This window comes from Ruegeria sp. BG9 (assembly GCF_056538305.1).
In genome coordinates, this window is sequence record NZ_JBQFSY010000008.1 from 229,002 (window position 1) to 244,835 (window position 15,834).

General features: G+C 59.4%; 14 protein-coding genes. 4 read left to right on the forward strand and 10 right to left on the reverse strand.

From position 1 onward, the window contains the following. The first annotated feature begins 88 nt into the window (after positions 1-88). A complete protein-coding gene (gene rpsU, locus ACR0I8_RS15425; protein ID WP_005614280.1) occupies positions 89-295 on the forward strand; it encodes a 30S ribosomal protein S21 in 207 nt (68 codons plus the stop codon). A gap of 291 nt (positions 296-586) precedes the next feature. After that, entirely contained in the window at positions 587-1,663 is a 1,077-nt protein-coding gene (locus ACR0I8_RS15430) for a CAP domain-containing protein (protein ID WP_170691602.1), read from the forward strand. 51 nt (positions 1,664-1,714) lie between these two features. Here the strand turns inward: ACR0I8_RS15430 and ppk2 are convergent, their stop codons facing one another. Next, positions 1,715-2,632: a polyphosphate kinase 2 gene (gene ppk2 / locus ACR0I8_RS15435; protein ID WP_170379135.1), complete on the reverse strand. Its 918-nt coding sequence runs from the start codon at positions 2,630-2,632 to the stop codon at positions 1,715-1,717. Positions 2,633-2,852: 220 nt separating this feature from the next. Further along, on the reverse strand, positions 2,853-3,311 hold the full coding sequence (locus ACR0I8_RS15440) for an Lrp/AsnC family transcriptional regulator (protein WP_170553779.1): 459 nt from the start codon (positions 3,309-3,311) through the stop codon (positions 2,853-2,855). Positions 3,312-3,449: 138 nt separating this feature from the next. Here ACR0I8_RS15440 and ald point away from each other — a divergent pair, with 138 nt between their 5' ends. Further along, entirely contained in the window at positions 3,450-4,568 is a 1,119-nt protein-coding gene (gene ald, locus ACR0I8_RS15445; protein WP_170691604.1) for an alanine dehydrogenase, read from the forward strand. A 195-nt stretch (positions 4,569-4,763) separates the two neighbouring features. Here the strand turns inward: ald and ACR0I8_RS15450 are convergent, their stop codons facing one another. Continuing rightward, entirely contained in the window at positions 4,764-5,525 is a 762-nt protein-coding gene (locus tag ACR0I8_RS15450) for a mechanosensitive ion channel family protein (RefSeq protein WP_425084416.1), read from the reverse strand. Between the two features lie 262 nt (positions 5,526-5,787). Between ACR0I8_RS15450 and ACR0I8_RS15455 the strand changes: the two genes are divergently transcribed. Continuing rightward, positions 5,788-6,486, forward strand: a complete 699-nt coding sequence (locus ACR0I8_RS15455; protein WP_170691606.1) for a glutathione S-transferase N-terminal domain-containing protein — start codon at positions 5,788-5,790, stop codon at positions 6,484-6,486. A 48-nt stretch (positions 6,487-6,534) separates the two neighbouring features. Here the strand turns inward: ACR0I8_RS15455 and ACR0I8_RS15460 are convergent, their stop codons facing one another. From ACR0I8_RS15460 to ACR0I8_RS15490, 7 genes are all read right to left on the reverse strand, one after another. Further along, positions 6,535-6,981: a YtoQ family protein gene (locus tag ACR0I8_RS15460; RefSeq protein WP_170379140.1), complete on the reverse strand. Its 447-nt coding sequence runs from the start codon at positions 6,979-6,981 to the stop codon at positions 6,535-6,537. Between the two features lie 81 nt (positions 6,982-7,062). Next, positions 7,063-9,459, reverse strand: coding sequence for a phenylalanine--tRNA ligase subunit beta (pheT, locus tag ACR0I8_RS15465; protein WP_170691609.1), 2,397 nt, complete (start codon positions 9,457-9,459; stop codon positions 7,063-7,065). A gap of 78 nt (positions 9,460-9,537) precedes the next feature. Then, positions 9,538-10,341: an alpha/beta hydrolase family protein gene (locus ACR0I8_RS15470; RefSeq protein WP_170480993.1), complete on the reverse strand. Its 804-nt coding sequence runs from the start codon at positions 10,339-10,341 to the stop codon at positions 9,538-9,540. Between the two features lie 573 nt (positions 10,342-10,914). Next, the gene (pheS, locus tag ACR0I8_RS15475) at positions 10,915-11,988 is read right to left on the reverse strand and encodes a phenylalanine--tRNA ligase subunit alpha (protein ID WP_170691611.1); all 1,074 of its coding nucleotides are present in this window, start codon (positions 11,986-11,988) and stop codon (positions 10,915-10,917) included. Positions 11,989-12,058: 70 nt separating this feature from the next. After that, entirely contained in the window at positions 12,059-13,429 is a 1,371-nt protein-coding gene (locus ACR0I8_RS15480) for a glutamate--cysteine ligase (protein WP_170691612.1), read from the reverse strand. 65 nt (positions 13,430-13,494) lie between these two features. Next, entirely contained in the window at positions 13,495-14,022 is a 528-nt protein-coding gene (locus ACR0I8_RS15485) for a hypothetical protein (protein ID WP_170379150.1), read from the reverse strand. A 307-nt stretch (positions 14,023-14,329) separates the two neighbouring features. Next, positions 14,330-15,646 carry a TolC family protein gene (locus ACR0I8_RS15490; RefSeq protein WP_170691614.1) on the reverse strand — a complete coding sequence of 439 codons (1,317 nt, stop codon included), beginning with the start codon at positions 15,644-15,646 and terminating at the stop codon, positions 14,330-14,332. Between the last annotated feature and the right edge of the window lie 188 nt (positions 15,647-15,834).

Here is a 15,834-nt window from a genome sequence, read left to right on the forward strand (position 1 = left end):
CAGTACTAGACAAGATAGAGCTGCTTTGCTATACGGCCAACTCCTGCAATTTCCTTGCAACTCTATCTAGAAAGGTGGTGACAACCACATGCAGGTTAGTGTTCGCGACAATAACGTCGATCAGGCGCTTCGTGCCCTGAAGAAAAAGCTGCAGCGCGAAGGCGTGTTCCGTGAAATGAAGCTGAAGCAACATTTCGAGAAACCGTCCGAGAAAAAAGCGCGCGAGAAGGCTGAAGCGATCCGTCGTGCCCGTAAACTGGCACGTAAGAAAGCACAGCGCGAAGGTTTGCTCTAAGCACCTGACGCTCGTCCAGCTTTGGATGACACTATTTGACGACCCCCGAGGCATCGCCCGGGGGTTTGTCGTTCCTAAGTGCGTTTTTGCCCGCGCCCCTGCACAACCAGTGCGATAACTCGCCGAGCCTTAGTCTCGCCTCTTTCTCGGCGTTTTCCAGCGCAGCGAATCTGCGTCCGGCTGCATCGTCTCGCCGAAAAGTGCCGATTTTCATCGCCTCTCTGTTCATGTCTTTGGTGGCCCCGATAACTGGGCTCGTCCACTCAGACAAAACATAAAACGGAGGCAAAAATGTCTACAGCAAGTGAAGTAGAACGAGAGATGCTGGCGCTCATCAACCAAGAGCGCACATCCCGCGGTCTGGACCCCCTGCAACTTGAAAGACAGCTTAACGAGTCATCAGAAGACCACAGCGCATGGATGCTGAATACGGACCGGTTCAGCCACACCGGATCGGGCGGATCCAGCGCAACCCAGCGCATGCAGTCGGCCGGTTTCGATCTGGAAGGCAGCTGGCGCACGGGCGAGAATATCGCCTGGCAATCCGAGCGCGGTGCCCCAGGCATCAGCGATGATGTCGCGCAACTGCATCAGAACCTGATGAACAGCCCCGGCCACCGGGCCAACATTCTGAACCCCGATTTCAAATATATCGGGATCGGCGTTGAGACGGGCGACATGCAGGGCTTTGACGCAGTCATGGTGACGCAGAACTTTGCCACGACTGACGCAGAGGTCATGCTGGACATTGACGACACCGCCATGACGCCGCCCACGGCTGAAGATCCAGAGCCCGAGGAACCGGAAACAGATGTGACCGAAACCGAAGATCCAACTCCGGAACAACCGGTGACTGATGTGACCGAGACGGAAGATCCGGAACCGGAACAACCTGAAACTGATGTCACAGAGACAGAGGACCCGGAACCCGAGCAGCCCGAAACTGAAGTCACCGAGACCGAAGACCCGGAGCCCGAGCAGCCTGAAACAGACGTCACCGAGACCGAAGACCCGGAACCTGAACTGCCCGAAACCGATGTCACCGAGACGGAAGATCCGGAACCGGAACAGCCCGAAACAGACGTCACCGAGACCGAGGACCCTGATAGCGGTTGTTTCGACGTAGCAGCTTTCCTCGCCGAAATTGAGGCGTTCATTCAACAGCTGCAGACGCAGTTGGATCAATTCGCTTGGAATGACGACGCAATGACTCCGGAAGAACCTGAGGATGACTTGGATCTGGTGATGGTCGACGATATGGACCCATCCTCGGATGACACGTCGTGCCCGGAGATGGCGTCTGACGACTCCGGAGACGTCTTCTTCGTCAACTTCTTCAATTTCGATTGTATGATGGACGTCGCCTGACGGCCTATCCTGATGCGAGGCAGTCCGCTGCCTCGCATCCCAACAGTACGATCAGTAGATCTTGGGCACGTGCAGCTCGTCCGGCAGAACGCGGCGTTCGTAGTCCGGATTGTAGCGGCGATCGGGCAGATTGACCCTCTCATGCGGAACATCCGTATAGGGGATCATGGTCAGAAGATGCTCGATACAGTTCAGACGCTCGCGTTTCTTGTCATTACCTTCCACAATGTACCACGGCGCCTCGGGGATATTGGTGCGGAAGAACATATCTTCTTTCGCCTTGGTGTAGGATTCCCACCGGATGCGGGATTCCAGGTCCATCGGCGATAGCTTCCACTGTTTCATCGGATCGTGGATACGCATGAGGAATCGTAGCTGCTGTTCTTCATCCGTGATCGAGAACCAGTATTTCAGCAAGATGATCCCTGAGCGCACCAACATACGCTCAAATTCCGGAACGTCCTGAAAGAACTGTTCGACCTGATCCTCGGTCGCAAAGCCCATCACCCGTTCCACGCCTGCACGGTTGTACCAAGACCGATCGAACAAAACGATCTCACCGGCCGCAGGCAGGTGCGGCACGTAACGCTGGAAATACCACTGGCTTTGTTCCCGGCGGCTGGGGGCTGGTAGGGCGACCACACGCGCCACGCGCGGATTGAGGCGCTGGGTGATCCGCTTGATCACACCACCCTTGCCCGCACTGTCACGGCCTTCGAACAGGATACAGACCTTGGCACCGGTGTGCTGAACCCAATCCTGCACCTTGATCAACTCGGCCTGAAGGCGCAGCAGGTTTCGAAAATAGACCTTTCGGTCCAGCATGTCTGGATGCTGTTCCCGATAGATTTTGCGAACTTCCATCGACAGCATCGGCTCGCTGAATTCGATCTCGAAGTCCTCATCCAGCGTATCTTCCAGCTCAGCCTCCAACCAGTCTTTGGGGGCGCCATCGTTTTCGTAGGCCAAGGTCAACTCCTTATTATTCTTCGGGTTCCCACCCTGGCAGGTTTGTGTAACCGCCTGATGTCATCAGATGAATTGATGACATCGCGCTGCCGGGATCACGGGGAGGCGCAGCGCGAGGGTCTCGTCGTCTCAATTTTGGACGCCCCGCCCCGGGGATACAAGCCGTAGAATTGACGCAAGGCAGTCCTTTGCCTTTCTACGCGCAGAAAATAGGCGCCGTTCAAACCGGTAGGGCGGTTGTCTTGAACACCGTGCGCAAAGCGAAAGAGCTTTGCATCTGCGCCACTTTGGGCAGCCGTGACAGGTATTGACGGTGGATCCGGGCGAAATCCTCGGTGTCTTCGGCCACCACTTTCAGGATGTAGTCGGCGGTTCCGGCCATCAGGTGGCATTCCAGAACGTCCGGGATGCGCGAAACCGCCTTTTCGAACGCGTCCAGAACCTCTTCGGCCTGACCTTGCAACGTGATCTCGACAAAGACAGTAGTCGGTACATTCATCTTGCGCGCATCCAGCAAAGCCACGTAGTTGCGGATATAGCCGTCAGCCTCAAGCCTTTGTACCCGGCGATGGCAGGCCGAGGGGGACAGATTTACCTGCTCTGACAGCTCGGCATTCGACATTCGGCCATTGCGCTGCAGCGCAGAAAGTATCTTCCGATCAGTCGTGTCTAGGCTCATTGCTGCAAGTCCTTTGCGAGATTTCTTCAGTTTACGCGAAAATCTTCCGACAAAAAACACAAAGCCCCGTCTTGTTTCACAAAAATTGCGCCTTGAATTGCACATAATTTAGGCAGTCTATGAACGGAGACGGTGCAGATGAAAATCGGTTGCCCCAAGGAAATCAAACCCCAGGAATTTCGCGTCGGCATGACGCCCAACGCCGCGCAGGAAGCGGTTGCGCGCGGACACGACGTGCTGATCGAATCTGGTGCCGGCATTGGCGCTGGATTCGACGATGCCGCCTATATCGCTGCTGGCGCGGGCATCGTGGACACCGCAGAAGAGGTTTTTGCCACGGCCGACATGATCGTGAAGGTCAAAGAACCTCAGGCCGGTGAGCGTAAGATGCTGCGCGAAGGCCAGTTGCTGTTCACCTACCTGCATCTCGCCCCGGACCCAGATCAGACCCACGACCTGCTGGCCTCAGGCTGTACCGCAATCGCCTATGAGACCGTCACAGACGCAAGCGGCGGTCTTCCTCTGCTCGCGCCCATGTCCGAGGTTGCGGGCCGTCTGGCGCCTCAGGTCGGGTCGTGGACCCTGCAGAAGGCCAATGGTGGCCGAGGCGTACTGATGGGCGGGGTTCCCGGCGTTGGGCCGGCCAAGGTCGTCGTAATTGGTGGCGGTGTCGTCGGCACCCACGCGGCCAAGATCGCTGCAGGTATGGGCGCAGATGTGACAGTGCTTGACCGCTCACTGCCTCGGCTGCGCTATCTGGATGACGTATTCGGCGGGCAGTTCAAGAACCAATACTCGACGGCTGGCGCGACTGCTGAGTTGATCCAGGACGCCGATATGGTGATCGGAGCTGTTCTGATCCCTGGCGCTGCCGCTCCGAAGCTGATCAGTCGACAGCAACTGTCGACGATGAAGCCCGGTGCGGTGCTGGTGGACGTGGCTATCGACCAGGGCGGCTGCTTTGAAACCTCGCGCGCAACGACCCATGCCGACCCGATCTACGAGGTCGATGGTGTGATGCACTATTGCGTGGCCAACATGCCGGGCGCGGTGGCCCGGACCTCGACCATCGCTTTGGGCAACGCGACGATGCCGTTCATGCTGGCGCTGGCCGATAAAGGTTGGAAACAGGCCTGTCAGGACGACCCGCACCTGCTGGCGGGTCTGAACGTTCACGCCGGACAACTGACCTACTATGCGGTTGGTAAAGCCCTTGGCATCGACGTTGTCTCCCCCAATGTGGTGATCAAGTCGTAACAACTCACGCCCCTGAAATCGCCTTTTTACCAAAAGGCGATTTAAAGCGTTGGGCATGGCGCCACGCCTATTGGCGCGGCGCGGTTGGTCTTGATTGACACCCTATACGCAAAAACGAAAGCGCCGCACGAAGGTGCGGCGCTTGGCCCAACAGGAGGAGGGCATTTCCAATGCCCGCGCGACGGGCGGGAGCGTTCAGCCCTCCTTGTGGATCTCCACCGAATGCGGATAAGGGATCGAGACGCCCTTCGCATCGAAGGCTTCCTTCACAGCTTTGGTCAGCTCGAATTTCACATCCCAATAGTCCGCCGCTGCGCACCACAGACGTGCTGTCAGATCGACCGAGCTATCGCCCAGATTGGTCACACGCACCCAGGGCTCCGGATCTTTGTGAATACGCGCATCCGCGTTCGCAACGTCCAGAATGATCTTCATCGCCTCATCCGCACTGTCGCCATAGTCGATCCCGAACACCAAATCCACACGGCGCGTGTCATGTGCCGAGTAGTTGGTGATGATCGACCCCCAGGATTGCCCGTTTGGCACGATGATCTGCACATTGTCCGGCGTCACCAATTCGGTCGTGAACAGGTTGAGGTCTTTCACCGTCCCGGCTGTCCCGCCGATGTCGACAAACTGGCCCAGTTTATACGGACGGAACACGACCAGCATCACACCAGCTGCCAGGTCGCTGAGTGTCCCTTGCAGCGCCAGACCAATCGCCAGAGACGCGGCACCCAGAATGGCCACGATGCTTGTTGCCTGGATCCCGAAAATCCCGAGAACAGCAACCAGAACCATCGCCAGGATCGCCCATTTGACAAGGCTGGCCATGAAGTTCCCTAGTGTCGGGTCGATCTGCGGCGTTGCGTTGATGCGCCGCCGCACCATGCCAGCGATTGCTCCAGCAACGATCCAGCCCAAAATCAGTACGATCAGCGCCTTGACCGCGCTCATGATCAGAGGCGCAAATGCACCCACCTGTGTTGCAACTTCATCCACGCGCATTTCCTTTCTCAAACATCAATCCCGCGGCTTTCGCGCGGGACTCGCTGAATTGTGAGTGAAAAACGCAAATCGGTCTAGGTGCGAGTTACGGCAGTTTTCCCCATTGTTCGCCAGCAAACAAAGGGTGACCTACACTGCACAGCTTGGGGGGCTGACAAATACACGGCTCCGTGCCTTACTCGAACGGAACCGCCCGAACAGGAGCTTTCGCATGCTGGACACCGCCTCTTTCCCGATCATGGCCAAATGGCCACCGCAACACCCCGATCGCCTTCAGCTCTATTCCTTCCCTACACCCAACGGGGTCAAAGCTTCGATCATGTTGGAAGAAACCGGCCTGCCTTATGAGGCGCACAAGGTCACCCTGGCCGATGCCGATGTCAAAAGCCCCGAGTTTCTGTCGCTCAACCCCAACAACAAGATCCCCGCGATCATTGACCCCAATGGCCCGGATGGCACCCCCATTGGCGTGTTCGAGAGTGGCGCGATCTTGCTCTATCTGGCTGAGAAAACCGGGCAGTTCATTGGCCAATCCGCCACCGACAAGCATCGCATCACGCAATGGCTGATGTTCCAGATGGGTGGCCTTGGGCCGATGCTGGGACAATTGGGCTTTTTCTACAAATTCGCCGGCAGCGAGATCGAAGACCCCCGCCCGCGCGAGCGCTATATCAATGAAGCCAAGCGCCTGCTCAACGTTCTGAACCAGGAACTCGAGGGTCAGGACTGGATCGCCGGAGAATACTCGATCGCCGATATGGCCATCGCGCCCTGGCTGCGCGGGCTGGATTTCTATGGTGCCAAAGAGGTCGTTGGGTGGGACGACCACGCCAATCTCAGGGCCTATCTGGATCGGTTCCTTGACCGCCCCGCCGTTCAAAAGGGCTTGGTGACACCCGCCCGCGACTGACCCCAAAGGGGCTTGCGACCATCCCGGCGCGCAAGCCCTATTCGTAACCTAGCCCGGCAGTGCGCCGGTCAGAACATAGCGCAGGATCTCCACAACCTGGCGCGGTTCCTCCGCAACTGCCAGCGCGGCAGCGTCAACCTCTTTCAACGCGTGCTGATGATCGGGGCCGTGCAGCACAATGATCGACTTGCCCAAAGCAGCCGCATAGCCCGCATCAAAGGCCGCGTTCCACTGCTTGTATTTATCACCGAACCGGACAACCACCACATCCGCGTCCGAGATTCCCTTACGTGTCCGGATCGCGTTCACCATCGCGCCCTTGTGGTCGTGCCAATACTTGTTCGGCTCTGCGCCCAAAACGGCCACACCACAATCATCACTGGCCGCGTGATCGGTCACCGGGCTGCTGAACGTGACATCCAGCCCCTCAGCACCCGAAATGATCTGCTCACGCCAATCGGTGTGAATCTCGCCAGACAGATAAACCTTCAACATCGTTCCTCTCCTCCCATGAAAAAGGGGCGCACCCCGCCCCTTCATCTTTTCCAAAATACTCCCGCCGGAGGCGGACAAACCCTAGCCGCGCAGAACGCCGCCTGTGGCTTTTGACACCTTGGCAATGATCTTCTCAGCCACGGCCTCGATATCCTTTTCCTTCAGCGTCGCCTCTTTTGGCTGCAACCGCACAGTGATGGCCAGAGATTTCTTGCCCTCACCCAGGCTGCCGCCGATGAACTCATCAAAAACGCGAACATCTTCGATCAGGGCCTTATCGGCTCCCGCCGCAGCATTCACCAAAGTCAGAGCTTCGACAGTATCGTCAACCACAAAGGCAAAGTCACGCTCGACCGCTTGTAGATCGCGCAGTTCCAGCGCGGCGCGGGTTGCGCCGGATTTGCGCGGCAGCGGCACCTCATCCGGCCAGATGGTAAACGCCATTGCCGGACCCTTGATATCCATCGCCTGCAGGATGCGCGGATGCAACTCGCCAAACACGCCCAGAACCTTTTTCGGACCCAAACAGATCTTGCCGTGACGACCCGGATGCCACCAGGCGTCACCGTCGCGCAGAATCTGAACCTTGGCGGGTGCGCCGATTGCGGCCAGAACCGCCTCGGCATCCGCTTTGGCGTCAAAGAGGTCAACCGGGCGGGACGCGCCGTGGACGTCTTTAGGACCGTTGCGGCCAACCAGCAGGCCGGAAATCTGTGTCTTCTGATCACCCGGTTCGCCGTCATGGAAGACCGGGCCGACCTCGAACAAGGCCAAGTCAGCATAGCCGCGCGCCTGATTGCGCGCCGCCGCTTGCAGCAGGCTGGGCAGCAGGTCCGGGCGCATATGGCTCATCTCGGACGAGATCGGGTTTTCCAGACGCGTTGCGTCATCTCCACCGCCGAACAGCGCTGCCGAGGCCTGATCGATGAAGGTATATGAGACGCATTCGTTATAGCCCAACGCCGCACAGGTACGCCGCGCCATCGACTGACGACGCTGTGTCGGGGTCATCACCGGTTTTGGAATGCCATCAGTCACACGCGGCAACGGCTTGCCTTGCAGCTTGGTCAAAGACGCAATCCGCGCGACCTCTTCCACCAGATCGGCCTCGCCCATGACATCGGGACGCCAGCTGGGCACATGCGCCATTTCGCCTTCCAGACGGAAGCCCAAACGGGTCAGCGTCTGGCGCTGTTCGCTTTCGGGAATATCCATCCCGACCAAAGACTGCACACGCGCCGCATCCAGCTTGTAGGCCCGCGCATGGTTCGGAGCCTTGCCGGCCTCAACCACTTTGGAAACCTCACCGCCGCAGATATCCAGGATCATCTGCGTCGCCTGCTCTAGCCCCTCCAGCGTGTATTCCGGGTCGATCCCACGCTCGAACCGATAGCGCGCGTCCGAGTTGATCTTGAGTGCACGACCGGTCAGCGCGATCTGCACGTGATCCCAGAACGCGCTTTCGAGGAAGACATTCACGGTCTCATCAGTACAGCCAGTTTCCTCACCACCCATGATACCGGCGATGGACTCAGGCCCATTATCGTCCGAGATCACCATCATGCCCGACTGCAGCGTGTATTCTTTCTCATCCAGCGCCACCAGTTTCTCGCCACCTTTGGCACGGTGAACGCGCAGGTTGCCTTGCACCTTATCCGCGTCAAACACGTGCAGCGGGCGGTTCTGGTCGTAGGTCATGTAGTTGGTGATATCGACCAAGGCCGAAATCGGACGCAGACCGATCGCCTTCAACTGATCCTGCAACCACTGCGGGCTGGGGCCATTCTTGACACCACGGATCAGACGGCCAGTGAAATGAGGCGCGCCGTCCAGAGTATCCTCATCAATCGTCACCTTGATCGGGCTGTCGAAATCACCCGGCACCGGAGCATAGGCGCGCTCTTTCAGCGTGCCAACGCCGCGCGCGGCCAGATCGCGCGCAATCCCCGCAACACCCAACGCATCCGGGCGGTTGGGAGTGATCGCAATCTCGATCATCGGGTCGATCTTGGAGGGGTCATTCTCGGCCAGCCAGTCGACGAACGTGTCGCCGACCTCACCCGAAGGCAGCTCGATGATGCCGTCATGTTCATCCGACAGCTCCAGCTCGCGCTCCGAGGCCATCATGCCAAAGCTCTCAACGCCCCGGATCTTGCCGACGCTGATGGTGATATCCAGACCGGGGATATACATGCCCGGTTTGCAGACCACGACCGTAATACCTTCGCGCGCGTTGGGCGCGCCGCAGATGATCTGCAGATCGCCCTCATCCGTCGCCACCGTGCAGACGCGCAGTTTGTCGGCGTCGGGGTGTTTCTCGGCATGTTTCACATGGCCCAAGGTAAAGCCCGCCAGACGGTCCGCCGGGTTCACGACCTCTTCGACCTCAAGGCCAAGATCGGTCAGCGCCTCAGTGATCTCTTCAACCGACGCATCGGTGTCGAGGTGGTCTTTCAGCCAGGACAGAGTGAATTTCATTGCTCGGGGCCTTTTTTGGCAGATATCCAGTCGGCACAGGCAATGGCAAAGATTGCGCCAAGGTGCAAGCGCTGCGGGTCAAGGATAGGTGGGGGTGCGGCCCAAAAGCTCGTCCAATTGCCGCCCGATCCAGCCATGGGGGATGAAATGCCCGCCGGGATGGGTATCCAGCACCACCTGCCCCTGCGCGCAATCGGTCCACTCCACCCGGCTGAGGGTCAGGATCGGCACCACGCTCCAATCCCCGCGCGGGGTCGCGTCGTGGCAGTCGTATTTCGCGCGCCAAAGGGCCACCGGATAGGTCGTGTCGCCATTCGCGCCATAGGGAAAATCCATCACCGTATCGCTGAGGCCATGCACATGGCGCGCCTCAAGCGGGGCTTCGGGGCAGTCTTCAGTCTGGCGGATGCTGCCGGCAACGGCCAGCAAGGCGGCAACGTCATTGCCCGACTGGCAGACATAGCGCCACGCCATCGCGCCGCCGAAGGAATAGCCCGAGACATAGATACGCTCCGGATCAACCGGGTAGCGCTTGGCGACATCCTCCAACACGCGGTCGGCAAAGGGCACATCGCCCGTGCCCGAGGTCCAGAAATCCCAGCTTTTGCCCAGCCCGTTCGGGGCCACCAGCAAAACGCCCCGCAGCTTGGTCGCCCCGGCAATGCGTTCATGGTTCACCACGACGGTCCCTTGCCGCGCCCAGCCATGGAAATGCAGCAACACGGGCAGAGGTGTTTCGCCGTCCCACCCCTCAGGCTCCAACACATGGTACGAGCGGTCGCCGACCTCACAGGCCGTATCGCCATGGCAGTCGGATTTCCAAGGCCCCATGGCGAGTGCCGGGGTTGCGGTCAGCAGCAAAAGAAGCAGTCGATAGATCATAGGCCGGAGCCTAGCCGCCTGACGCCAACTGTCACGTCACAACCCTGTGGGAACCTGTAACAAGCCGCGCTGTTGCCAGACCGCGGGATGGCGATCCTTGGTCTGTATTGGGCACTTTATCGAAGCCAAATCCGCGCACTGTTCGAGCGTTGCGCGGGCAGACACAAATCGCCAGCCCGTGCGGGCGGTGTCGTCCATTGGGCTTGAACCAAGGGCGCAACAATGAACGACAGATGGCGCGGCGGCCTATGGGCCTTCGGTCCCCGCTTACCTTTTGTACCATCCGATGAGTTTCTTAGTTTTCCACAACTGAGATTGTTGATCTTTCAGTTCGCGCATAGCTCTTTCTCGCTGACGCTCTGCTCGGTGGTATGCCAACATAAAGAGACCAAGCGTCGGTGTTGAAACAATCAGGACAATTCCAGATACCCAACCCGGCGCAGTGTTTAGGATCACAACAAACCCTGAGAGCCACACAAAATGTACGGCGGCTCCAACCCAAAGCCCATGTCTGCTCGCGAAAGCAAAGCACCAGTCGTAGTACTTCGAGAGGTATACCCCAAAAAGGTACACTTACCGCGACAAACCACCATGCAGGTTCGGCATATCCAGCGCTGCAAACCCGTAGTGCCGCAGCCAACGCAGGTCAGAATCAAAAAACGCCCGCAAATCAGGAATGCCGTATTTTAGCATCGCCAGACGGTCGATCCCGATGCCAAAGGCAAAGCCCTGATAGACCTCAGGATCAATGCCACCGGCGGCGATCACCTTGGGGTGGACCATGCCCGAGCCCAGAATCTCCATCCAGTCGTCGCCCTCGCCGATCTTCAGCTGACCGTTGTCCCAGGAACAGCGGATATCGACCTCGGCCGACGGCTCGGTGAACGGGAAGTGCGAGGCGCGGAAGCGCAGCTCGACATCATCGACCTCGAAGAAGGCCTTCACGAACTCTTCCAGAACCCATTTCAGGTTCGCCATCGAGATGTCTTTATCAATCGCCAGCCCCTCGACCTGATGGAACATCGGCGTATGGGTCTGGTCATAGTCGGCGCGGTACACACCGCCCGGACAGATCACGCGGATCGGCGCGCCCTGTTTCTCCATCGACCGAATTTGCACCGGCGAGGTATGGGTCCGCAGCACATGCGGCGGGCGATCATCGCCATCGCCGCGGTGCATGTAGAACGTGTCCATTTCGGCCCGCGCGGGGTGGTGGCCGGGGATATTCAGCGCGTCAAAATTATACCAGTCGTCCTCGATCCGAGGACCTTCAGCCACGGCAAAGCCCAGTTCGGCAAAGATCGCGGTCAGCTCCTCGGTCGCCTGGCTGATCGGGTGGATGGAGCCCTCACGGCGCGCGCGGGTCGGCAGGCTGACGTCCAGCCATTCGGTGCGCAGACGCTCATCCAGCGCGGCATCGGCCAGCGCGGATTTCTTGGCGGTGAGGGCCGAGTTGATCTCATCCTTCAGGGCGTTCAGCGCGGGGCCTGCGACCTGACGCTCTTCGGGGGTCATCTTGCCCAGCTCGCGCATCTTCAGCGCGACCTCGCCTTTTTTGCCCACGGCAGCGACGCGGATCGCCTCAAGCGCGTTCTCGTCGCCAGCCTCGGCGATTTGGCCCAGATATTTTGCCTTAAGATCGTCCATGACGCCCTCTGAATTTGGTCGCCAACCTGCTATCGGGCCAGCCCCGCGAATGCAAGCGGGACCGGGCGGATCAATAGCTGTATTCGGGGAAAATCCGGGTCAGGTCGCCGTTCCAGTCGCCAGTGTAGTGTTCCAGCAACTCATCGGCGGGCACCTTGCCGGTGTCGATGCTTTCCTTCAACGCGTTCAGGAAATGCGTCTCATCCGGGACCAGACCGCCAGCACCGGGGAAAGCACGGGCTTTCAGACCCGCCTCAGAGATCGCCACGACCTCACGCGCCAGATCGTGCATGTTGATGTCCCCAACTTTGGCCTGCAGGCCTTGAACGGCGGCTTGAACACGCAGTTCCTCGCGGGTTTCAGCGTCCCAGTCTTTGACCAGATCCCACGCCGCATCCAGCGCGGTCTGGTCATAGGTCAGACCGACCCAGAAGGCAGGCAGCGCGCACAGACGACGCCATGGGCCACCATCGGCGCCGCGCATTTCCATGAATTTCTTGATCCGCGCTTCGGGGAAGGCCGTGGTCAGGTGGTCGGCCCAGTCGGACAGAGTCGGTGTCTCACCCGGCAGAGCGGGCAGCTCACCCTTCAGGAAGTCGCGGAAGGACATGCCCAGCGCGTTGATATACTGGCCGTCGCGATAGACGAAATACATCGGCACATCGAGCGCATATTGAACGTAACGCTCGAACCCGAAGCCCTCTTCGAACACGAAAGGCAGCATGCCGGTGCGCGCATCGTCCAGATGCCGCCAGATGTGGCTGCGCCAGCTTTTCTGGCCGTTCACTTTGCCCTCAAAGAACGGAGAGTTCGCAAACAGCGCCGTCGCCACCGGTTGCAGCGCCAGCGCCACGCGCAGTTTCTGCACCATGTCGGCCTCGGATCCGAAGTCGATATTGACCTGAACCGTGCAGGTCCGGCGCATCATGGCGCGGCCCATGGTGCCAACTTCTTCCATGTAGTCGTTCATCAGCCGATAGCGCCCCTTGGGCATCAGCGGCATCTCTTCGTGGGTCCAGATCGGAGCCGCGCCCAGACCGATGAAGCCCACACCGATCTCGTCGGCGATGTCCTTCACCTCGCGCAGGTGGGTGTTCACTTCATCGCAGGTCTCGTGGATCGTCTCGAGCGGAGCGCCCGACAGTTCCAGCGCGCCGCCGGGTTCAAGGCTGACATTCGCGCCGTCTTTTTCAAGCCCGATCAGGTGGCCTGCTTCGAGCACCTCGGCCCAGCCATGGCGGTCACGCAGCCCTTCAAGCACCGCAACGATGGACCGTTTGCCTTCAAAAGGCAGCGGTTTGAGGGTGTCTTTGCAATAGCCGAACTTCTCATGCTCGGTCCCGATACGCCAATCGGCCTTGGGCTTGCAGCCCGATTCCAGGTATTCGGCCAATTGCTCGTGGCGCTCGATCGGACCGCCGCCGGACTGAGGGATGGACATGAACCGATCTCCGATCCTGATGTGTCTGTCTTATCGGTCAGTCCTGAGCGCAAACCGCGCCAGTGTCAATGCAGCCTAAGGTGGGCCGGGCGAGAGGAGGTTTTTTCCCAGATCACCACCGGATGGCGTGACCCGCCGTGGAGTTCGGCCAGCATCTGTTGCGTTTTCAATCCCGGCAACGCCGAGAACACATCGAACAGCGCCTCGGCCCCTTCCGCATTCACAGGAATGTGAAGCGTAGGTTGCCCCGGTTGGTCCAGCACCCAATGCGCCGGGCTTGAAGTCGGATCAAGCGCGAGTCGCTCAATCTCGCGCGTTGCCACCATGCCGCCATCCAGCGGGCCGAGATAGGTGATCTGCCCCTCATCGACGCTGACGACGCCCTGCCCGCCTGCACCGGTGCGAAAGCGGGCACGCTGCACGCCGATAACGGTCAGAGCGACTGCGACAGCCACCAGTATCCAACCCAGAACGCCTAGCAGACCACCCGGCCCACTGACCCAGCTGAGGCCCAGAATCAAAACAAAACCGGCAGCGACAACCTCGCGCCAGCGCCACAGGGCCAATTTGGCTTCGGGTCGAATGAAACTCATATCGGTGTTCCTGTTTCAGCGCTTGGACGTGTTGGGCAATCCCCAGCCCCCTCAAAATCGGGCCGAGTGGCGCAGAGTTCAAGAGGGGGTTTCGTATCTCGGACTAGTCCCGGAAGGCGCGATCTTTGACGCGGATCACCGGTTTGGTCAGATACTCCAGCACCGTTTTCGGCTCGGACAGCATATCGACCTGCGCGACCATGCCCGGGTTCTCGCCCGTCTTTTGCCCAGCCCGTGACCCAACCGCTCTGTCAAAAACTGAAGATGCGTGATCAGCGGGTCTGTGGCGGTTGGGGTCATAGGGGTATCACAAGGTTGGGTCAGTCGGTTGTGCGACGCCCAGCGCATCCAGAATATCGCCCGTCACCGCAAGCACCGCATATTCAGCCCGGCGCGCCTGTGCCTCCAACTGGATGACACGGACCTGGGCCAGGTTCAGCTCGCGCAGAGCGTCCAGAATCTGCACGATCGTCGACCGTCCGATGTCGAACTGTCCCCGCGCCGCATCGAGTGCCTGTTCGTTGATCTCAACCGCGCGGCGGGCCGTCGCAAGACGCCGCTGGATTGAGTTCGTCTCCTCCAGAGCCTGTGACAGGCTGCGCTGCAATTCGCGGCGCAGCTCTTCCGCATCGGCCTCGCTCTGCTGCAGATTGGCCCGCGCCGTTTCAACATTGGCACGGGCAGAGCCACCCTGATAGATTGGGACATTCACGCCCAGACGGGCCTGCGCCCCATTGTCGATACTGCCTTCGTTAAAGTCGGTCTCTAGGATCGCAGACAAGGTCGGGCGAGTGGCGCGCTCCGCCACGACAACCTCTTGCTGGCGTACCTCACTGACGGCAACCTGTGTGCGAAGACGCGGGCTGCGTTCGACCATGGCCTGCGAAGTCGTTCCCGCCAGAACCGGGGCCGGTGGGATGGTTGGAATGGCACTCGGGCGGCTGCCGAACACTTCGATCCAGATGGCGGTTGCCAGTTCGACTTCTGTTTCGGCCTGCGCCAGCTCGGTTTCTGCATTGGACTGGCGGCCCTGACCCGCCAGCAAATCTGCCACCGATCCGGCACCGGCATCGAACCGGGATTGCAGATCGCTGACCAGTGCCTCTGTGCGTTCAAGGTTTTGCCGGGCTTGATCTTCAAGACGACGGTTGCGGTCGAGGTCGATGATGGCCTCGATCGCCTCAAAGCTTTGGGCGCTTAGCTCGGACAGTTCGCTCAACCAGGTCTGGCGCGCCTCGATCTGGCGAAGCCCGACACGGCTCGAGACCTTGCCGCCGTCATAGATGATCTGGCTTAGGCGTAAGATCGGAACCGTATCCCCGTCGGACGTCAGAGAGGTTTCGGCGTTCAGCTGTGGTCGTAACGCACCCCTTTCAACCTCGATCCGAGATTGCAAGGCTAGAACATTGGCGGTTCCCGCCGCAGTCGTTGGAGAGGTGGCAACGGATCTGCGCACCAGCTCGGCAAATTCCGTGCGCGCGACACTACCATTCAGGTTGCTTCGCGCCGCCACAGGCTGCGCAACAGGTTCAGCCGCGGGGCCAAATGACTGCGTGCCCTGCAAATCCTTACTACACCCCGCCAAAACGATTAAGGTCATCACAACCGACAACCAAGTCTTCATGGTGCCAATGCTCCTGGTTCCAATTCAACTTTGAATAGCAAAAAATCGGTTAAAGGATTCTTAAGAACCGTTCGGACAGCTCTCTGTCCCAGCTGACCGGTTCACCTATCTCGCCAACACAAGCCGGGTCCTTCCAGTCGCCAAAGATATGACCTTCAACGATAGGAAAAACTGAAAACCTCAGCAGC